The organism is Aquimarina spinulae (assembly GCF_943373825.1).
GTDB classification, from domain to species: Bacteria; Bacteroidota; Bacteroidia; order Flavobacteriales; family Flavobacteriaceae; genus Aquimarina; species Aquimarina spinulae.
Map to the genome: position 1 here is coordinate 575,678 of NZ_CALSBP010000001.1, position 21,906 is coordinate 597,583.

Annotated in this window: 15 protein-coding genes; 7 read left to right on the plus strand and 8 right to left on the minus strand. The window is 32.9% G+C overall.

Annotated features, from left to right (window positions below; genetic code table 11):
* The first annotated feature begins 231 nt into the window (after window positions 1–231).
* Both NNH57_RS02640 and NNH57_RS02645 read left to right on the plus strand, forming a co-directional pair.
* On the plus strand, window positions 232–2,289 hold the full coding sequence (locus tag NNH57_RS02640) for a hypothetical protein (protein ID WP_254504089.1): 2,058 nt from the start codon (window positions 232–234) through the stop codon (window positions 2,287–2,289).
* Window positions 2,219–2,890 carry a T9SS type A sorting domain-containing protein gene (locus NNH57_RS02645; protein WP_254504091.1) on the plus strand — a complete coding sequence of 224 codons (672 nt, stop codon included), beginning with the start codon at window positions 2,219–2,221 and terminating at the stop codon, window positions 2,888–2,890. The genes NNH57_RS02640 and NNH57_RS02645 overlap by 71 nt, the downstream gene beginning before the upstream one ends.
* Before the next feature lie 21 nt (window positions 2,891–2,911).
* On the opposite strand, the gene NNH57_RS02650 is transcribed toward NNH57_RS02645, so the two are convergent.
* From NNH57_RS02650 to NNH57_RS02665, 4 genes are all read right to left on the minus strand, one after another.
* Window positions 2,912–3,736 carry a DUF1853 family protein gene (locus NNH57_RS02650; protein WP_108808637.1) on the minus strand — a complete coding sequence of 275 codons (825 nt, stop codon included), beginning with the start codon at window positions 3,734–3,736 and terminating at the stop codon, window positions 2,912–2,914.
* 7 nt (window positions 3,737–3,743) lie between these two features.
* Window positions 3,744–5,822 carry a response regulator gene (locus tag NNH57_RS02655; RefSeq protein WP_108808638.1) on the minus strand — a complete coding sequence of 693 codons (2,079 nt, stop codon included), beginning with the start codon at window positions 5,820–5,822 and terminating at the stop codon, window positions 3,744–3,746.
* 161 nt (window positions 5,823–5,983) lie between these two features.
* Window positions 5,984–8,056 (minus strand): response regulator, encoded by a 2,073-nt coding sequence (locus NNH57_RS02660; protein WP_082994853.1) that lies wholly within the window; start codon window positions 8,054–8,056, stop codon window positions 5,984–5,986.
* A gap of 96 nt (window positions 8,057–8,152) precedes the next feature.
* Window positions 8,153–9,163: a pirin family protein gene (locus NNH57_RS02665; RefSeq protein ID WP_074407741.1), complete on the minus strand. Its 1,011-nt coding sequence runs from the start codon at window positions 9,161–9,163 to the stop codon at window positions 8,153–8,155.
* A gap of 757 nt (window positions 9,164–9,920) precedes the next feature.
* Between NNH57_RS02665 and NNH57_RS02670 the strand changes: the two genes are divergently transcribed.
* Window positions 9,921–10,115 carry a hypothetical protein gene (locus NNH57_RS02670; protein ID WP_132065872.1) on the plus strand — a complete coding sequence of 65 codons (195 nt, stop codon included), beginning with the start codon at window positions 9,921–9,923 and terminating at the stop codon, window positions 10,113–10,115.
* A 98-nt stretch (window positions 10,116–10,213) separates the two neighbouring features.
* Here the strand turns inward: NNH57_RS02670 and NNH57_RS02675 are convergent, their stop codons facing one another.
* From NNH57_RS02675 to NNH57_RS02690, 4 genes are all read right to left on the minus strand, one after another.
* Window positions 10,214–11,710 carry a S10 family peptidase gene (locus NNH57_RS02675; protein WP_074408547.1) on the minus strand — a complete coding sequence of 499 codons (1,497 nt, stop codon included), beginning with the start codon at window positions 11,708–11,710 and terminating at the stop codon, window positions 10,214–10,216.
* A 25-nt stretch (window positions 11,711–11,735) separates the two neighbouring features.
* Window positions 11,736–13,112 carry an amidohydrolase family protein gene (locus NNH57_RS02680; protein ID WP_108808639.1) on the minus strand — a complete coding sequence of 459 codons (1,377 nt, stop codon included), beginning with the start codon at window positions 13,110–13,112 and terminating at the stop codon, window positions 11,736–11,738.
* A gap of 57 nt (window positions 13,113–13,169) precedes the next feature.
* Entirely contained in the window at window positions 13,170–16,478 is a 3,309-nt protein-coding gene (locus tag NNH57_RS02685) for an amidohydrolase family protein (protein WP_108808640.1), read from the minus strand.
* A gap of 177 nt (window positions 16,479–16,655) precedes the next feature.
* Window positions 16,656–17,231: a YdeI/OmpD-associated family protein gene (locus NNH57_RS02690; protein WP_074407738.1), complete on the minus strand. Its 576-nt coding sequence runs from the start codon at window positions 17,229–17,231 to the stop codon at window positions 16,656–16,658.
* Between the two features lie 131 nt (window positions 17,232–17,362).
* On the opposite strand from NNH57_RS02690, the gene NNH57_RS02695 reads away from it, so the two are divergent.
* The 4 genes from NNH57_RS02695 to NNH57_RS02710 all read left to right on the plus strand — a co-directional run bounded on the left by NNH57_RS02695 (window position 17,363) and on the right by NNH57_RS02710 (window position 21,900).
* Window positions 17,363–19,000 carry an ABC-F family ATP-binding cassette domain-containing protein gene (locus tag NNH57_RS02695; RefSeq protein ID WP_074407737.1) on the plus strand — a complete coding sequence of 546 codons (1,638 nt, stop codon included), beginning with the start codon at window positions 17,363–17,365 and terminating at the stop codon, window positions 18,998–19,000.
* A 156-nt stretch (window positions 19,001–19,156) separates the two neighbouring features.
* Window positions 19,157–20,017, plus strand: a complete 861-nt coding sequence (locus NNH57_RS02700) for a response regulator transcription factor (protein ID WP_074407736.1) — start codon at window positions 19,157–19,159, stop codon at window positions 20,015–20,017.
* 147 nt (window positions 20,018–20,164) lie between these two features.
* Window positions 20,165–21,469 (plus strand): hypothetical protein, encoded by a 1,305-nt coding sequence (locus tag NNH57_RS02705; RefSeq protein WP_074407735.1) that lies wholly within the window; start codon window positions 20,165–20,167, stop codon window positions 21,467–21,469.
* An 89-nt stretch (window positions 21,470–21,558) separates the two neighbouring features.
* Complete coding sequence (locus NNH57_RS02710) at window positions 21,559–21,900, plus strand: VOC family protein (protein WP_074407734.1); 342 nt, start codon at window positions 21,559–21,561, stop codon at window positions 21,898–21,900.
* Window positions 21,901–21,906 lie beyond the last annotated feature (6 nt).

Genomic DNA, 21,906 nt, shown 5'->3' on the forward strand with positions numbered 1-21,906 from the left:
TATTTCAAAAAAGTTAAATCAGACAAATAAATAATAATGTAAAAAAAATAGCATTCTAAAAAAAGAATGTTATTTTTTTTGAAAGGAATTCTTTTTTTCAGTAAAAATAGCCTGATAATGTGTTGTTTTATGCTACTTAGATATTTTTTTTTATATCATTCTTACCTATTTATATCTTGTTAAGTATTCATAAATAATATATAAATGTTTACACTTTTAAAACTTAACATTATGAGACACAAACTCAAATTTTTACTTACCACATTTTTGCTGGTTAACTTTTTTGTTTATTCACAAACGTTTGTCCGAAACTATAGTGGAGAAACAACAGAACACCAATTAAAAATGGATTTTTCGCCACAGTCATGGGGAGACGTATACCTTGTTATTGAAGTAAAAAACACTGGTCAAAATGATATCAGTGTTAAAAACTCTAAAGTTCAATTTCTATCAGATGCAATACCTGGTTTGGTAAACTTTGTTCCTAATGGAGGTATGTCTTATCCAAAAACTGTAAGTATGAAATCTTCTCCAAATGGTGATCGATATCGTAATACTATTGATATAGAACTTTCAGACGAATCTTGGGTAGATTATAAGTTATCTTCTAACGAAAGCTTTAAAGCCAAAATTAATCTAAAAACAGTAACATCGTCTTATGAGAGTTTGGCAGATGCTGTTCGATTCTATCCAGAAAATGGAGATCCTTCATTATTTGTAAACGTAATTACTACTGTAACGAATAATGATTCTAATACTGTTGAGGTTACTTATAAAAATAATGATTTTGATACCCAGGTAACCAAAACCATTACTACTACGAATACTGGTTTATTGAGAATTAATAAACAATATCAAATATGGGCAAATGATTTTATTTCTGGTAGTACGGTTTATAAAAGTAAATATTCTAAGACATCCCCGTTATCTTTTTTACCGTCAGATACTAATAAGACAATTTCTGTACCGTATACTAAATCGACTATAAAAACAGAAAATCTAATTGTTAATGTAAATGGACTTCCTAATGGAGTTTCTACAACAATTGATTTAAAAAATAAAGACATAAATAATGTCACTAAAAACGAAAAAATTGTAGAAGGTAGCAATACGATTACTAAAGTTATGGAAGGAAGCTATTCTGTAACCATCTCTTCTTATACTGATACAGATAAAGATATTATATATATGCCAAGATATGATGATAATTTAACCATATCGGTTGGTAAACCTAATCAATTAGACGTTTCCTTTGTAAGTTACCCCATAAAAGAATTTACGGTAAAAGGCTTTCCTAAATATCTATCACATGGTACTATAACTAGCGCTGCTTCTGCCATTGATGAAGGTTTAAAAAAAGCTCCTTTAAGTGTTTTGTTTAAATATTCTGGTATTGATGGTGCTGGAGACAGAGGTAAGATACCTGATATGACAGCTACCATTAATACAATTAAGCAAGCACGACGATTAGAAACTAATCAAGAAGGGAAAAACATACTCCCGGTAATGGTTCATTATACTGCTAATGCTAGTGGAGGAGGATCAGGAGAAGCTATAAAAGATATGACCGAGCATCAAAATTTATATTTTCACTATAGAAATTTGATTCAAGAGATTAAAGTAATGCTAAGTTATGAAGATGCAGATCACCCTAATCCCGGTGCTTTTGTAATAAGTCCAGATCTAATAGGAGCTATTCAACAAGATGTAGTTTTTGGGAATGACCACAATATAAGAACAATAAAGGTTGATGTAAATCAAGACATTAAGAAAGCTTTTAAAGATGAAAATTTAAGTATCGATAACATTCCTTCTTTTTCAGATAATTTAAAAGGTTATTTTCAATCAATAAACTTTTTAATTCATCATGTGGGAGAATGTAAAATTCCATTTGGATACCAACAAAATGTTTGGTCTGCAGGATCTGCTCGTTGGGTATATAAAAATGCAAATGAATATAATGATCCGGTAAGTGAAGCTACAGAGATAGCAGATTTTATGAATGATTTAGAACTATATACAGGAGATTGGAAACCAGATTTTATAGCCTTTGATAGATATGAACGGGATTGCTTCGGGCCAGTTTCTATAGATAGTTATGCATGGACAGCAAAACATTGGGACAAATATTTGATTTTTTGTAAAGAAATAGCAGAACGAATAGGAAATGCTCCTATAATGCTATGGCAAATCCCTGGAGGACATATGCCAACTGCAGATGAGAATATTATCAATTTTGATATTGCTAATCATTCTTCGGCTTCGGCACCGTTTTTTTTTGGGAGATAAAAGAATAGGAACAGATCTTAATAAGATACATCCAGATTTAAAAAAGATAGTGTTAACACAACCACATTATGCTGCCAAAAATATTGGGGAACATTTGGGTAACGATAATGGGTATGATTGGAGTACATCTAACATGCAAAAATTGGCGGATATGAATGTCTTTACAATTTTATGGGGTGGAGGATCTACTACTGGGATAGCCCCTATTGGTACGAATGGAGATGATGATCAATGGTTAGCTGCTAAAATAACAGACTATTATAAGAAACCAGTATATAAAACTATTTCGATTGTACCTTATCAAGATGCAGCATATTGTCAAAATACCACCGTATCGTCTTCTACTCAAAATGACATGAAGAAAACATTGGATGTGAAAATATTTCCTAATCCTGCTAAAGATCAATTACAGATAGAAAACTATGTTTTAGATAAGGACTTTGTTATAACTATTTATAATATATACGGTGAAAAAATAGTGGACTATAAAAATCAAAAACTACTAGATGTTTCTAATTTATCCAAAGGAGCATATATTATTAAATTACAATATATAGATTCTTTAGAAAGCAATATTTCTAAAATATTTTACAAAAGATAAAGCTCTAATTTAGTTTACGTTTCACCACCAAACGACAAAAAAACGGTCATAAGAATCTTCATTACTTTTCATCCAAAGTAATGGAGATTTTTTTTGTGATAATGATACCCGTACCTGTTCTTTTATAGCAGTAAAAGAAAACCAGGCGTCACTATATTTTGGATCGGTAACCCAATTTTTTTTCTTCGGAATATTAAAATAAGAATTACCATATTGTTCTGAAGTAAAAGCTTCTGATCTTAACCAAAAACCAACAATACATTGATTGTTTATAATAGGGAACAACTTATTTTTCATAGAAAGAGGAACAAAAAGATTGGCCATATAACATACCTGTTGATGAATACTTTTTGAATCTATATCTATATCTTCAAGAATAGACAAGGTTTCTTCTCTGTAGAGTAAAGGCAATTGTTTTATCTTCAGCTTTTCTATTTTTTGAAGTAAAGTATCTTTGCGATTTGGGCCAATCCATTGCTGAAGTTCACCTTTAATTAATGGATCATACAAATAAAATTTGTATACAACTTCAATATGTAAAGTGTTATTAGTTCTATGATCTTTTACTAGAAAATCTAATTCTCCGATTGTTATTTTATCCTGGTATACCTGAATATTCTTTGCTATAATCTCGTACTGGTCAGTATTGGTAATACCATATTCAAAAAAAAACTCTATACGCTTACCTAATACTTCATTATCCCGAATATTAATTTCTGTTTCATCGGGTAAAGCATCGTTTTCTAGTATTTCTTCGATATTAAAAGGAGATAATCCCAAAAGAGTTTTGTCGGTCCATAAGGTTTTACTATTTAAAAACCCTAGATATTCATTTTTGATTGACATTTAGACTTTAGGTAAATTTTGATTTTGAAAAAACTGAAAAGTATTTATTAATGATAGGTTTCAGTATTTTTCTATCTACGGGTTTAGAAACAAAATCATCGCATCCTGCATCTAATGCTTTTTGGATATCTTCTTCTGTAGAATACGCCGTTTGCGCTACAATAGGTAATCCGGGCCTCATTTTCTTTATCTTTCTTGTAGCTGTATACCCATCCATTACAGGCATTCTTATATCCATGAGAATTAAATCTATATGTTCATTTTTTTTGCAAATCTCTACTGCTTTCTTGCCATTTTCTGCACGATGAATTACAAATTTATATCCTTTCATTTTAAGTAATATCGTTTTAAGGAATAAAAAATTTACATCTCCGTCCTCTACAATTAAAATAACTTGTTTTATAGGAATATCCGGAGCCTTTTCTTTCTCCAAAGGAGTATCAGATATCACAGAATTAACAATGGGATGGTATGGTACAGTTAATGTAAAAATTGAACCTTTATTAACCATTGAAACAAAGGTAACATTACCACCGATTAAATTGGCATTTTTCTGGGCAATTGATAAACCTAATCCAAGGCCATCATAGCTTTTTGTAGCTTCTTTTTCAGATTGTGAGAAGTTTCTAAATATTAGTTCCTGATCTTCGGGTTTAATGCCGATTCCCGTATCTATTATGGTAATCACCAAAGAGCTATTTTCAATTTCGCAAGAAATTTCTATCATACCTTTGGTCGTAAATTTAATTGCATTATCAATAAGGTTTTGTAAAATCTTGTGGATTTTTAATTTATCCATAAGTATGATTCCCTGATCATCTGTTAACTTATTATTGAGGTATATTGCAATATTTTTGCTAATCGCTTTACTCTGAAAATCGGAAAATAGTTTTTGTAACGTCTCATTAATATTTATTTCTTCAAAACGAACTTCGACCTGATTAGTCTCTAATTTTGAAATTTCGATGATATCATCGATAATGTTGATTAATTGATTACTACTATTTATAATAATTTTTGAATATTCTTTTTGTTGATCCGATGTAATTTGTGGATCATTAAGTAATTCAGAAAAACCAATAATACCATTCATGGGCGTACGTACTTCATGAGAAATATTATGAATAAATGCAGTTTTTAATTTATTACTCTCTTCGGCTCGTTCTTTAGCAATTTTTAATTCTTTTGTTTTTTGTTTAATTAAGTATTTAAGATAGCGGTTAAGAAGAAGAATAACAACTAACGACAATAGAATAATCCCGGTAAGCGTAATCCAGAAGTTTGCTTTTTTATAAAAAGGAACGACGGCATTATATAGCCAATTGTCAAAAATAATTTCCTTTTCGCGATCAGTAATACTATTTGTCGTCTTAGCAATAATATTGCTAAGCATAACATTACTTTTTTGAACCGCAAGACTTGGAGCGTATGTATATTGAGTTTCTGAAACAATTTTAAGATTATCTAGATTTTCAGTTTTTATAAGATAATTGGCTACTGCTTTCGGCCCAATATAGGCATGATATTTTCCAGAACTAACTTTTTTTAAACAACTTAAATCATCTATTTCTGTAGAAATGTTGAGATCTTTTTCATACTCTTTTAAGATCTCATATATCGCATAATCTTTAGGAACCGTAATTATTTTATCATTATAATCTTTTAGATGTGTACCATAATCGATATCTTTTTGAGTTACAATAGTATGACTAGATTCGAAGAGTTGTGAGTAGAAATTAAGGTAAGCATCTCTTTTATTGGTTTGTTGAATTTCTAAAATGATTTCAATTTTGTTATTTTTTGCATCATTTAGAAGTTGTTCCCAATTAGTATACAGTTTTCGTTGAAATTTGTGATTTGTTTTCTTTTCGATAAGGGAGAGATAATCGATTAAGATACCGTCTATTTCTTCATTCTCATTAATGAATTGATATGGGGCATAATATGGAAAAAGCCCAACAGAAATACTATCATTGTTTTGTAGCCAATCTTTCTCTTTGTCACTTAAGACTGTAGATTTCGAACAAGAAAAAAATCCTATCCATATACTAAAGAAACAGAAAATATATAGTAATTTTTTTGCCATAGCTTTTTACTAGTTATCCCTTACTTTTCTTGCTCCTTATTAATAAAGATACTATTTAATAGTAACACTTTCAAGAAACACCAGGCTTATTTATAGAACAAAGTGAATTAATATAAATTCATAAATCATAAACTTTTATATCCTAAGGCATTGTATTTCTCTTAGAAAGAATACACAGATAAATATTTATGGACAACTTTTTTTAAAATTTCTGGATCAACAGGTTTTGCTATAAAATCATCGCATCCAGCAGCAAAAACATTTAGTATATCTTCTTTGTTAGCATAGGCTGTTTGTGCAATCACAGGAAGTTCTGGATGTAATTTTTTTATCAGTTTTGTAGCATCATATCCATCCATTTCTGGCATCTTCATATCCATAAACACCAGGCTAATGGTACTGTTTTCTTTACAAAATGTGACTGCTTCTTTTCCATTTTTAGCACGATGAATGGTAAATTGATAGTTTTCTATTTTTAGTAAGATTGTTTTGAGAACCAAAAAATTAACGTCACCATCTTCTGCAATCAGGATGGTATGTTGTCTGGTTTTTGTGTCCTTGTATAATATAGGGGATATTGTATTAAGAGGATTAGAAAAGGTAATTGGGCGATAGGGCAACTCGACTCGAAATGTAGATCCTTTGTCCGGAATAGAAGAAAAAGATAACTCACCTTTCATCAGGTTAGTGTACTCTTTGGCTATAGTAAGTCCCAACCCTAATCCTCCATATTTTCTTGATATTTGATTTTCTGATTGAGCAAAACTCTTAAATATAAGCTGTTGATTCTTAGGATCAATTCCTATTCCAGAGTCCCGTACATTAATGACCAAAAGATCTGCTTGTAACATAACCGAAATAAGTACCGCTCCTCTTTGAGTGTATTTAACTGCATTTTTAGCTAGACTAGTTATAATTTTGATAAGCTTAGATTTGTCAATACGCACATAACGTTGATCCTCTAACAGGTTATTATTAAGTATAAGAGAAATCCCTTTTTTCTTTGCTATTATTTCGAAAGTTGAAAAAACAATGTCAAAAACTTCGTATAGATCAGTTTCTTCCTGAGTAAGAATAACCTGTTTAGTTTGTAGTTTTGAAATTTCGAGTATGTTATCCATACTATTAATTAATTGTTTACTGCTATTAACTATAATTTCGGTGTATTTTGCTTTTTGGTTATCTGTTGTGCTAGATTCTTTAAGAAGTCTCGAAAAACCAATAATACCATTCATTGGTGTTCGAATTTCATGAGATATATTATGAATAAATGCTGTTTTTAATTGATTATCCTTTTCGGCATTATCTTTTGCTATTCTAAGTGCTTTTGTTCTGTGTTTTACGGTGTAACCCAAATAAAAGTTGATCCCTAAAACAATGAGTAAACCTAGCAATATAAAAAAGACAAAAGGAATCAAAAAATTAGGATTTTTATAAAATGGTTTTGTTTTAATGTAAAGCCAGTTTTCTACAATATTTTGTTTTTCGCTATCAGAAATATTGTTAATTGTCTTTTGAATGATTCTATTTAAAACAGTATTGTCTTTGTCTACAGCAATACTAGGAATATAGGAATATTTAGTCTCGACTATGATTTTAAGATTGTCGAAGTTTTTAGACTTTATTAAAAAATTAGCTACAGTTTTTGGACCAAAATATGCATCGTGTTTTCCTGTCTGCACCATTTGTAGTGCCATACTTTCGTTGAGATAGGGTTTGAGTTTGATTTCGGGATGCTTTTTTCTTAAATATTCTTCTGAAGAATACCCAAGAGGAACTGTTATAGTTTTAGTGCTAAAATCTTTTATGGTAAGTCCATCGGGAGTATCTTTTGAAGCTACAAGAACAAAAGGAGTGTTAAAGAATTCGGTATAAAAATTTAGATATTGACTACGATCCCAGGTTTGTTGGGCTTCCAGAATCATATCAATCTTTTTACTCTTAGCATCCTTTACCAGTTCTGACCAATTAGAATAATACCTTCTTTTAAATTTATGATCTATTTTATCTTCAATGAGGTTAAAATACTCAATAAAAATACCTTCAATAGCAGTATTGTTGTTTATAAATTGATACGGAGGATAGTACGGAAATAAAGCAATTGTAATAGAATCATTTTGTTTTAACCAATCCGCTTCAGCGTTCGTTACTATTTTTTCTTTTGAGCAAGAAAAAAATAAAATTGAACACAGAAAAAACAAAAGGGGTAAAAGAAATGTTTTTCGATTACGCATTTAAATCAAATCTTCTAAGGTGATGATAATGATGTTGTTAACATATGTTAGAATTAAAGATAAGCATTATTTACCCAACTATTAAGATAAGATATGTTACTTTTTTATTTCTGTACCGTCGGGATATAAAGCGAACCTGCCTTTAGAAGGGGAATGCACATGATCATGACTATCCCAGGGCCAACCTCCAAATTCTGTTTGTTGATACTCTTGTATAGCTTCCCTAATTTCTATCTGGCTATTCATAACAAATGGGCCATGTTTTACTACAGGTTCATTGATAGGCTTTCCTTGTAATAGTAATATATGAGCTTCTGTATTACCATTTTTCATAGTAAATTCCTGATCTGCGTTTAGAATAATTTCATGATGTACAGGAATAGTATACCCTTCACTAGTAACTTCGGTTCCTTTAAAAAAATATAACGATCTGTTTACACCCTTAGAAGCTGTAGGAAAGTTAAATGTTGCATTAGCACCCATTTTGATAGTCCATATCGCTATTTCATTAAGAGGATCTGCTGCCCAGGAATCAGGAGCAGAAGAGGGAGCTGTTGTATCATCTAATTTTCCGGCAATTAAGGTAATCTCGGTATCATGCCCGAATTCATCCTGTTTCTTTATTTTAGGAACTTCTTCACTCCATAACATTTTAAAATGTGGTTCTACCATTTTCTTATCTCTCGGAAGGTTGAGCCAAATCTGAAATAATAAAAAAGGATTTTCTTTTTCGGTATGCAACAAAGGGAACATTTCAGAATGTTGTACGCCTTTACCAGCAGTCATCCATTGTACATCACCGTTACCAAAACGTCCTGCAGCGCCAAGTGAATCAGAGTGATCCACCAATCCTTTTTGAACAATTGTAACCGTTTCAAAACCTCGATGCGGATGTGCCGGAAAACCAGGAATTTTGGTGCCATGATACATTCGCCATCCATCTTTAAGCGTAAAATCCTGACCGATATTACGCCCTTCTAACGACGCATCGGGGCCTAATTCTCTGTTTCCTTTTGGATATTGGTCCTCGTGATATGCACAGAATAAAAATGGGTCACTGGTTTCCCACGGGAAGCCTAACGGTTTGATTTTAATAATTGCAGCCATAAGCTTAATATTTTAATCCTTTATTTATATTAACAAATGATTCAGTAATACATGCTCTAATATCATCAGTCGCTTTAAACAGATCTTCATTACGAAGGTACATTATACGATTACTACGATATCCTTTTAAAACTTAGGTGATCTTTCACTTTTCCATTGGCGTTAAGCTGCCACATTACATAATTAACACTAAAATAAGTCGTAGTACCATCGTTTTTTTGATTAGAGATGCTTTATTTTAAAGATACTGTTTAATAGTAAAACTTTCAATAAGCATTTACCTAATTTTTAGAATTGTTTTGTGGAGTTATACAGTTACAAATTAAAACATCATTTTGCCTATTTGCTTATATTTTATTCGCCAAATTGTAGCTGTTGAAGATATTTTAAAATGAAAAATCTTTGATTTTTCAATACACTCCATAGTATAACTAAACATTTTTTAATTAAAGATCAGGTTGATTTTTTGTTTCACTGAAAATAGGGTAGTAGTTGAAATCTATACTAGTTATGTTTGATCTAAATAATTGATATTATAAGTAGCTGTAAATCTAATGATAATAATATACTATCCATGTTATGAAATTTATTAGAATATTACCCGAAATAAAAGAAAAACATTTTCAACTATACCATAAATGGATTTGTCTATAGACTTAATCGAAGATACTTTGAGACAAAACTATTAGATAAGCTGGGTATAGTTCGAGTTACAAAAACCAATATTCGATTTATTAATTATTAAATATTTTATACAATGAAAAACATTTTAAATTTAGCAGGAGTTCGAAAACTAAGTAAAAATCAACAGTTACATATTAAAGGTTCGGGACCATCGTTACCACCAACTATTAAATGTTGTTCAAGTGGAGACGGTTGTACTATGGATAATAATCAAAGTTTATGTATCCCTGGTCGTTGTGACAGACGAGGAGGGTGTATTCTATTATAAATAGTATAAAACAAAAAGAGGGTGTATGAAAAACCATATATCCTCTATTTTGTTTCGAATTTTCTTAGCTAAGGCGAAAATTAGTAATCTTTATAAGTTTAATATTTTGATCCCTTATTTATATTAACAGATGATTTGGCAATAAATGCTCTAATATCATCATTCGCTTTAATCAGATCTTCATTACGAAGGTACATCATGTGACCACTGCGATATCCTTTAAAACTTAGACGATCTTTCAGTTTCCCATTTGCATTAAGCTGCCACATTACATATTTAGCATTAAAATAAGTAGTAGCACCATCATAATAACCCGATTGGATCATCGTATGAAGATTAGCATTCATAGCCATAGCTCTTCTTAGGTTTTTGCCTGTATTATTACCTTTAGTTCTATCCCAAGGTCTAACAGGGCCAAACATATTGTATTTTAAATCGGTTTTAAATTTTAATTCCTGACTGTAATAATAGTTGATAGCAGGTGTAAAAGAATGAAGCCAGGAAGTTAGTTCACTATTATAATCAGGATTATCTCCTGCATCCTTTATATCCATCCCTTTATATCGAGAATCCAATCGGCCAATCGTATATCCTTCTTTATCTCGTAAAAGATCTTTCCAGAAATATGATTTTGGTACTTCAAGATTATGCTGTCGTATTGTTTTTTTAGAAAGACCAGAGTAGTATGCCATCTTATTAATAACTTCTTCTTTTTTGGTAGCATCCAGATATCCACTTTTTACAATTGCCGGAAGCAGTTCATTAATGGTATAGTTTTCTACTTCTGGAAGTACTTCGAGTAAATCTTTGCTCTGAAGTTCTGGAGGTAACATCTTATGATACCATGCTGCCGCTGCAAAATAGGGTAATCGATTTGCTACCTCTACAGGACCATCAAATTTGAAGCCTATTTCGGTAGGAGAGACCAATATCACTCCGTTAAGATACATCCATTGGCGATTTTGAAGCTCGAGAGCCAAACCAGAAACTCGTGTGGTTCCATAGCTTTCTCCGATAAGGTATTTTGGAGATCGCCAACGATTATTTCGGGTTACAAAGGTATTGATCCAATCGGCCAGGTATTTTACATCTGCTTTTACCCCAAAGAATAACTTTTTGTCAGGCATTTTTCCGTCTTTTCCGGGGATCATTCTAGAATACCCGGTGTTTACAGGGTTTACAAAAACAATATCTGCTACATCCAATACCGAATTTGGATTAGCTTTAATTCCATAAGGCTGTACAGGAAACCCTTCATTATCGATCTTAAGAATACGAGGCCCTGTATAAGCAATGTGCATCCAAACTGAAGCTGATCCTGGACCGCCATTAAATGAAATGAGTAAAGGTCGATTTTCATCATTTTTGATACCAGATCTTTTGTAATAGGTATAACATAAAGAAGCTATAGGTACTCCTGTTTCATCCCAAATTGGTTGAAACCCCACCGTTGCTTTGTATGCAATAGCTTTTCCTTTTATCGTGGTTGTATGATTAGTTACTATAGTGGTATCAATAGGAACTTTAACGTTTTGTGCTTCCGCGTAAAGCGAAATAACAAACATTGTAATGAATAAAGAAAATATATTTTTCATTTTTATGGTATAGTAATTAGTATTTTTAATTTTTACTAGCATTCTGAGCAATTTCCTGCAATTTTTGATCTATGGTTTCTTTGGGCAACCATTGCCCTCTAATCAGTACACCAGAAACCTGTTTTAAGGCTTTACTATTTTCTAGTGGATTTGCATCCAGTATAACAATATCGGCATCCAACCCTTCTTTGATTTGTCCAAATGTATCTTCCTTACCAAAAAACAGTGCAGGATTCATTGTTCCTGATTGCAGTACATCTAACGGTGTTAATCCAGCTGCTATCATTCCGTCGATTTCGTGATGAATTGAGAACCCGGGAACATTAAATAATTGCGGAGCATCAGAACCTAATAATATTTGATGTCCACTATCGTGTAATTTTTTTAGTAATGTTCTTCTTATAGTATTAAATTGTTGCCATTGTTCTTTATTAAAATTGGGATTCTCTTTGGTATATTGACCTTTTCGTTGTTTCCAATTTTGTAAGGTAGAGGTGGGCATATATTTCATTTCGGGATCTTTCAATAACTCATCGGCAGTTACAGGAGCAAACCATCTTTCAAATAAACTTTGAGTAGGAACAATCCAGGTATTATTGTCTTTTGCAAGTTGTACCAATTCATCAATTTTGGACTCATCTGCCAGCGGGGTGAAATTGTATCCAAAAAAGCCGTTATCTCCCGGGTTTACATTTTCAGATTCGGGAACCAGCCCTTCTAAAAAACCATCGATGTGATCAATAGAGGCATATTTACTTTGTATTGCATGTCGTATACCAACATCAACAGGAACATGTCCAGAAAAAGGAATACCAACTTCGTTGGCAGTTTTTACCAATTGATCAAACACTTCTATCGTAATACCAGGATGGATTTTTAAAAAATCATATCCTTCTTTTTGATAAGCCGTTACTTTGGCAATAGCTTCTTTTTTCGTCTTTAGAGAATTTCCGTTAAGAGATGGGCTAGAAGTAAAAATTCTGGGACTCAAGATATCACCTGTTTCTGCACGTTGTCTTAATTTTAGGTGATAAGGATCACCGAGCATACCTCGTATTGTTGTTATTCCATTAGAAAGGTATAAAAACAAAACCTCCTCGATACGTTCTTTTGATGTAGAAGGTTGTGGGATATGTGCATGCATTTCTGCTAAGCCAGGAATGATGTATTTCCCTTGGGCATTGATCTTTGTAGTATACCCTTCTGGATTTTCTACATCACTAGTGATCTTTTTTATTTTTCCAGAATCGATTACAATCTGTTGTTTTTCAATAGTAGTACCATTACTTACATCTACAATAGTGGCATCTGTTATCAGAATTGCAGTTGTACTCACTTGTTTTTGGGGTTGAGCGCAAGAGGTAACCAGTGCTGTAAGTAGTATGAAAAGATATGTTCTCATCACATGAGTTTTAAAATTTAGTTGCTGATCTTTTAAGTCCTTGCAAGGGTTATAGATCTAATTATGTCCTAAGTGACATCCACATCCTGGTTTCATAAAGCTTTGTGCTTCTTTATGCCATGGGAAAGCTTGACTATAATTAGCATTCTCCCACCAGAATTTAGTTCGTGTTTTGGTTGTGTTACCAATTTCATTCATGGTATCGGTATCATATAAGCGTCCGTTTACCATAGTATATTTTACAGTTTCTGTATTTCTGATATTTTCTAAAGGATTTTTATCAAGAACGATAAGATCGGCTAGTTTTCCTTCTTTTAATGAACCAATATCATTTCCTGCACCGATATATTCTGCGCCATTTAGGGTTGCAGCTCTTAGTGCTTCTATATTAGTCATTCCTCCTTGCTGAAGTAACCATAACTCCCAATGCGCTCCCAGACCTTGTAATTGTCCATGCGCTCCCAGATTTACTTTAACTCCTGCATCGGTTAATGCTTTACATGTTTTCGAGACCAGGATATGTCCATTTTCATATTCTTCATCAGGAACCATAGTTCTATGTCTTGAGCGAGCATCGATAATAGCTCTCGGGGTATATTTAAGCAATTTTTCATTTTCCCAAACCTTATCTTTTTGATAGAAGTAGTACTCCCCATTCATCCCGCCATAATTTACAATTAGTGTAGGCGTATATCCTGTATTACTGGTTTTCCAAAGTTCATTTACATCTTTATAAACCGGGGCAACGGGAATATTATGTTCAACTCCTGTATGGCCATCCATAATCATACTCATATTATGATAAAAAGTTGATCCTCCTTCGGGCACTACATTAATTTGAAGTTCTCTAGCCGCCTGTATCACTTGTTGCCGCTGATCTCTACGTGGTTGATTATAACTCTTCACAGATTTAGCGCCAAACGCTTTAGTTCTTCTTATAGAAGATCGAGCATCTTCCAGTTTATTGATCACTGCTTTAAAATCTCCATCTGCTCCGTATAAAATAATTCCTGTAGAGTAGAGGCGAGGCCCTACCATCTCACCGCTTTTAATCATCTCAGACATGGTGAAAATAGATTCAGTATTAGCAGAAGGATCGTGAGATGTGGTTACTCCAAAAGCTAGATTGGCATATAACTGCCAATGTTTTTGAGTCGTTAGACCGTATCTAAACCCTCCCACATGTGCGTGTGCATCTACAATACCGGGCATAATTGTCTTACCTTTTACATCATATATCTTTGTATCACTGGGTACAGATATTTCAGAAGTAGTTCCGATTTTTTCAATACGGTTATCTTTAATAACGATAGTCCCCTCTTCAATTATCTGGTCACCTTCCATCGTTATTATTCGGGCATTGGTGAATGCAATTCTACCTTGTGGCACATCTGTTTTTGCCTCTAAACCGATTTTGATCCCTGTTGCGGTTACTTTTCCTAATTTCTCTGGAGAGTTAGGCAAAAATGTAAAGCGATCTTTAACCTCGTTAGAGAAGTACTCATCTCCAAGAGTCCATATTATTTTTTTACTATCTCTGGACCAATGAAGGTTAATTCCCGCATCTTTAGAGACTTGAGATACTGGTACGGCTTTAGAGTTATTATCCAGGTCTATTTCTTTACCATTAAGTACGAGTGGAGCAATATATGCTTTTTGCAGATTGGTAAAAGCAATCCATTTGTTATCAGGACTAGGTACTAATCGGTTAGCATATTTAGATTTTATGTGTGTCTTTTTATCTTTTCCATTAAGATCAACAGATTTTAACTCCTTAGTAAGGTTTCCAAAGTACGTACCTCCTGTTTGATAAAAGATACGCTTTCCGTCTTTAGAAAACATAGGATATTCTCCTTCTTCTGTTAGTAGTTTAGCATTGGTGCCAGAAGACGACATGGTATAAATACCAGTATTTTTAGTAAAACTTAGACCTTGATCACTGTTTCCATTTTCTTTTCTGAAAGTGATTAAATTATTGGTAGTATTAAATACCGGAGTTCTATAAATTCCTTTTTTTGTAGTTAACTTGGTAGAAGTACCGCCTGAAGCAGAAATTTTATGTATTGCTCCCAGGTTTTCATCATTCCAGGTGACATATACGATATGTTGGCCATCTCTAGAGAAGCTGGGCTCAAACTCAAAGTCAGAAGATTGCGTAGTAAGACGTTGTGGTTTCCCTTTGGGTAGGCTTTTTCTCCATAAATGTCCAAGAGCACTAAACACTACTGTTTTACCATCTGGAGAAGTAACTGCATTACGAATTACTTTGGAGGTAAACTTTTCGGGAGAAACCGGAGTGTTAAAATGCAAAGTTTCAGCAATTTTGATAGTAGCATCTACCGTAAACGGGATATTAGTCACTTGTTGATTCTCTACATTAATTTTATTGATTTTTCCACCAGCCCAGAATATGATTTCTTTGTTGTTAGGCATCCAACTAAAATTGGGATAGATCCCAAAAATCGCCCAGGCCTCCTGTTGGTCTTTGTTTAGTTTATCATAGATTGGCCATTCTTCACCGGTTTCGAGATTATGAATATACAATACCGTTTTGGTACGAACTCTTTTTACAAAAGCAAGTTTTTTACCATCTCTGGATACTTGTGGTCGTGCTGCACCTCCCGGTCCACCAGTAACTGTAATCGTTTTTCCTGTTTCGAATTCATATCTCTTAATAGCATAAATCTGTTTGTTTGGGTCTTTATTATACTGAAAAAAACCACCAGGATACATATCCTCTGCATAGTACATATATTTACCATCAGGAGAAATATGAGGTTCATTAACATCTTGTTGGTCATTTTTTCTTTTGGTTAACTGTAATCCAGAACCTCCTGTAATATGATACTGCCACATTTCACCTGCACCCAAAGAACGCTGAGAAGTAAAGTGTTTTCTTGCTACCAGATAATTGCCATCGGGCATCCAGGTAGCATTGTTTAGTAATCTAAACTTTTCTTTGGTAATTTGTTTAGGCTTACTACCATCACTATTCATCACCCAAATATTATCGCCTCCACCGGCATCACTGGTAAAAGAGATTTTTTTACCATCAGGACTAAAACGAGGTTGTACCTCAAAGGGGATTCCTGTACGTAATACTTTTGCTTTTCCGCCAGAAACAGGGATACTATAGATATCTCCCAAAAGGTCAAAAACAATAGTATTACCATCGGGACTAACATCCAGATTCATCCAGGTACCCTGATCTGTGGTAAACGTATGATCTTTATAATTAAATTCCCCTTTGGGATTAGAAACATCCCATTTTTCTTCTTCTTTTTTGTTTTTTTTATCTTTTTGAGCTTGAGTATTGAAGATTAAAAATATCCCGATAATCAGGGTAGTGACAATATGTTTGTGCATGATGAGTGATTTATAAGATCCGAAAATAAGGATTTATCATACAAAATATCTTAAAGTGATGTTAAGGGAAATAGATGTTAATTTTGGAATATATTGATGTTGAGTGATTTATTACTTATAGATAGTGTTTTTCTTTTTATTTAGTGAAGTGATTTTTGCACTATTTATAAAATTTTGCTACCAATTATCCCGGGATTTTATATTCGCTTCACAGAATTTAATAATTTTTACAATACGTTTATCACGGGTTTCCTGTCGTTTGGCTTGATTAATCCAGTAGAGGTAACTTTTACGGTAGCTTTGTGCAAAGTTTTGATAGTTTTCAAAAGCTAAAGGATTTTGATCAAAGGCATGTTGTAAATCTTTGGGAATGATCCCATTTTCTACATCATCAAGAGCAATCCATGAACCATTATTTTTAGCTATTTCGATACTTACCAAACCACTTTGATGCATCAAATCATTTTTAATAAGATCTATGATGTAGGTTTTATTGACTTTGCTCCAAACACTTTTGGGCTTACGAGGGCAGAAATATTGCCTGCGACGCTGATCATCTAGCCTTTTTACGGTAGAATCTATCCAACCATAACATAATGCTACTTTTACAGCTTCTTCCCACCGCATACTTGGTTGTTTGCTTTCTACTTTATAAAGTATAAGATATACTCCCTGAGATTGGTGGTGATTTTTATGAAGCCAGGAACGCCATTCCTGATCATTTTTAAAGTATAATTCGGGTTTGTCAGACATAAAAAAAGACCTTGATAAAATTACGTTTTCAAGGTAATAATTTTTTGCAATACAATATATATTCAAAATATAATCAGATTCCTTTATGATGCCCTGCTTTTTTTTAGTTTTGCATTCTTAAATTAGAAGATATGATTTCTGTAGACGGAATTGCTGTAGAGTTTAGTGGCGAAACATTATTTAGTAATGTTTCTTTTGTTATTAATGAAAATGATAAAATTGCCCTAATGGGTAAGAATGGCGCAGGTAAATCCACTATGATGAAAATTATTGCTGGAGTGCAGAAGGCAAACAAAGGGCATGTTAGGTGTCCCAAAGAGGCAGTGATAGCATATTTACCACAACATCTATTAACAGATGATGACTGTACTGTATTTGAAGAAGCATTAAAAGCTTTTGGCGATATTTTGGGAATGCAGAAGGAAATGGATCGATTAAATAAAGAACTCGAAACGCGTACTGATTATGAATCCAGCGAATATATGGCAATTATCGAGAAGGTAACCGATCTGGGAGAGAAGTTTTATGCTGTAGAAGAGGTAAATTATGATGCCGAAGTAGAGAAAGCACTAAAAGGACTAGGGTTTAAGAGAGAAGATTTTACACGACCTACCAGTGAGTTTAGCGGCGGGTGGAGAATGCGTATAGAACTTGCCAAAATCTTATTACAGAAACCAGACTTAATCCTTTTGGATGAGCCAACCAATCATGTAGATATAGAATCTGTAATCTGGCTAGAGGACTTTTTGATTAATAAAGCCAAGGCGGTTATCGTTATCTCTCATGATAAAACGTTTATCGATACGATCACCAATAGGACTATTGAGGTGACAATGGGAAGAATCTATGATTATAAGGCAAATTATTCGCATTACCTGCAACTACGAGAAGAAAGAAGAGCGAATCAAATAAAAGCATACCAGGAGCAACAAAAATTTATTGCAGATACCAAAACATTTATCGAACGATTTAAAGGTACGTACTCAAAAACCAATCAGGTAAATTCGCGGGAACGCATGTTAGAGAAGTTACAGATTATCGAAATTGATGAGATTGATACTTCATCTTTAAAACTCAGATTCCCCGCATCAGTTCGATCGGGAGATTATCCTGTAATAGCAAAAGATTTATCAAAAAGCTATGATGAACATGTAGTGTTTAAAAATGCAAATTTATCAATTTCCAGAGGAGAAAAAGTATCTTTTGTAGGACGTAATGGCGAAGGTAAATCTACGATGATCAAAGCGATTATGGGAGAGATTGAATACGAAGGAACTTGTGATCTGGGGCATAATGTTAAAGTAGGATATTTTGCTCAAAATCAAGCAGCATTATTAGATCAGAATCTTACCGTATTTCAGACAGTTGATGAGGTAGCAGAAGGAGAAGTACGAACACAGATCAAAAATATTTTAGGACAGTTTATGTTTGGTGGCGATGATATCGATAAAAAAGTAAGTGTCCTTTCAGGCGGAGAACGAACACGGCTGGCAATGGTTAAGTTACTTTTAGAACCTGTTAACCTTTTAATTCTCGATGAACCTACCAATCACCTAGATTTAAAATCAAAAGATGTATTAAAGGAAGCTTTATTAAATTTTGATGGTACCTTAATTTTAGTTTCTCATGATCGTGACTTTTTACAAGGTTTGTCGCAAAAGGTATTTGAGTTTAAAGACAAAAGAGTAATTGAGCATTTTGAAACCATAGATGATTTTCTTTCGAGAAACAAGATTGAAAACTTAAAAGAAATTGATCTTAAGTCGTAATAGTATTGTTATTATTGTTTTGAAAACTAATACGTAATCAATACTATACAATCTATCAAAAAATCTGTTAGATTTGTATACCAATAATCTGATTGTAATCAGAGAAGATTAGCTTTTTTGAATGATAAGAATATCTATGTATAAAATATATAGCGAATGGAAGTATTAGAAATCATATTGTTGATTTTGGCATATTCCCTAATTATCATTGCATTATTTTTGGAAATTATTTGCTATACAAAAAATATTGAAACGCTCGAAACAATATACTTTACGATTTCATTGCTTTTACTAATTGTTGCGCTAACGGTCACCTATTTTTTTAAACCTTTCGACCATTCTGACAATACTAATATTTTTATTTTATTGGCGATGATATTGGTTGCGCTTACTACCCCTTTGCATATTCTGGAAGAGAGACGTCATACCATAAAACCTATTTTTAAAAAGGTATTAATAGCCTTTTCTGGGGTGCTAGCCATACTTATTATTGCGGGTCATTTTATTAATATATTAAATATTTTGCAGTATGTAGTTGCACTATTTTTAGGGATTTCTGTTGTTTTATCTATGATTCTGATAAGAACAACCAAACCAAAAGTAAACATAGTACATCGTGAAAAAATGGAACGGTATATTGCTATTGCCGTCCTAGTTATGATTCCACTTTCTTTATTAACCAATTATGCCGTAGACCTAAATGGCATAAACACAAAAATAGGATTTACACTTCCTTTGATTTTTATTGTACTTGCAGGAAGCAAATTATGGAGTGATATAGAACGCCTGTCTCTTTTTAAACCCAAAAACACGGTGAAAGAGCAAAACCTAATTAATTATTCCTTGACCAATAGAGAAAAGGAAATTGCTTTACTTCTTATTAAAGGAAATACATATAAGCATATATCAGAACAGCTATTTATATCAATTCCTACTGTAAAAACACATGTTTCTAATATTTACAGAAAATGTAAAATAAATAACAGAATAGAGCTTATTTCATTGTTATCTAATTGATTACATTTGTTTTTCGTCTCTAATACGGGTATCATACTTTTGTATGATATTTAGAATAACCTGCTATTTAGTACAAATTCACTATTGTCGCAATATCGTTTGTTATCCATTTTTGCGGTATTATTTTCATAAACATAATACCAAAACATGAGACAAATTTTTCTAATGACTTTCGTCCTGTTCTATTCATTTAATGTATTGGCACAAGGAGATATACCACCTACTACAGATAAAAAAAGATTAGATTTTGCCAAAACCTATTTTGAATTGGGCGGAAACTTGCTCCCATCATTTACAGGGAAACGACTCTCGGGAAATGAACTTATTAGTTTTAAACACCCAGAAACTCTAAATACAACCTTATATTGGGGTGGCTTCCATTTCTGGGGGCATGCAGAATTCTACGTATCCTTTCCTTTAAAACAATTTAATCTTAAATCGAATGAAGAAACAGATGTAGAATTTACACAATATACCGTTACAGGCGCCCGGTTTTTGCCATGGGCATATCGAGAAAATAGACTCAGACCTTATGTTGGTGTTGGTTGGTCTGCGTTAGATTTTAAACAGATTGTAAGACCAGATGAAGATCAGCCTAAACTTGAAAAAAACTTTACATGGACTGCCGATGCCGGAGTATTGTATGGATATAAAAACTTTACTGCCAGATTAGGAGTCAATTATTATCCTGATAACGTATGGAATTATCCCATATCCAAAACGGAATTCCAAAAAATAAAAACCCCCAATTTTAGTTTACAACTAGGACTACTCTATGCTATGGATCTTACCAAAGATAATGGAGACCCTACTATTAATAAAAGATGGAACAGTTATCCAGAAGTTTCACGTCTGGGTTTGAATGCTTCAAGTTTTGGTGATTTTTTTGCTGCCGTCGGACCCTCTGTTTCTTTTTCTCTTGCAACGTCTGAATATAACGATAGTGAGCACCCATACTTAAATAAAAAACAGGCATCTGATGGGTATTTTGATATTGCTTTGGGATATCAGTTTAATACTGCTAATATGTTTACCGCAGTATCGTTTAGAAATCCAAAATTTGAACAACAAGCATATGGAACCAGGCAAACTATTAAGAAAACTTCTATCGCATTAGAAACAGCCAAATTCTTAACCGATTATACTGGTTTTGCACCCTTTATCGGTTTAAATGTAGCTTATGATCATATCAAATATTCGGAAATTACAGATGAGGGAAGCAAAAAACTAACATTTAGTAAAGTTGAACCAGGAGTCACTATTGGATGGGATATCGTTCCCGGAAAATCTGAAGAGTATTTAATTTTAAGAACAAATTTACGCTGGTATCCCTTCTCTTCATTCGAGGTAGATGGGAAAAAATTTAATTTTAATCAATTAGAATACAATTTGATACAACTTGTTTTTTATCCTGAACGATTTTTAAGATCTAAAAAAAATATTTTTAAGTAGTGTATTAAAATTTCCATGTCAGAATGTATACTGACATAGGGTTGTCATTCCTCTACTTTACTTTTACTTCAAAATAAATAGAAGTAGAAATGAAGAATAATAAAATCAACTTTATAGAATTACAAGCATTAGATTTAAATGAAATCAAAAAATTCTATGGCAACACTTTTGGTTGGACTTTTACAGATTATGGAGATCAGTATTGTGACTTCCACCAAGCGGGAATTGATGGAGGATTTGCCAAAGTAGAAAAAATTAGTACAGGAGGTACTCTAGTCGTTTTATATCATAATGACTTATCACATGCTTTAGAAAATGTGCAAAAAAATGGTGGAAAAATATCTAAGGAAGTATTTTCCTTTCCTGGAGGAAGTCGATTTGAATTTATTGACCCTAGCGGAAATAAACTAGCAGTTTGGACTGATAAGTAAACATGA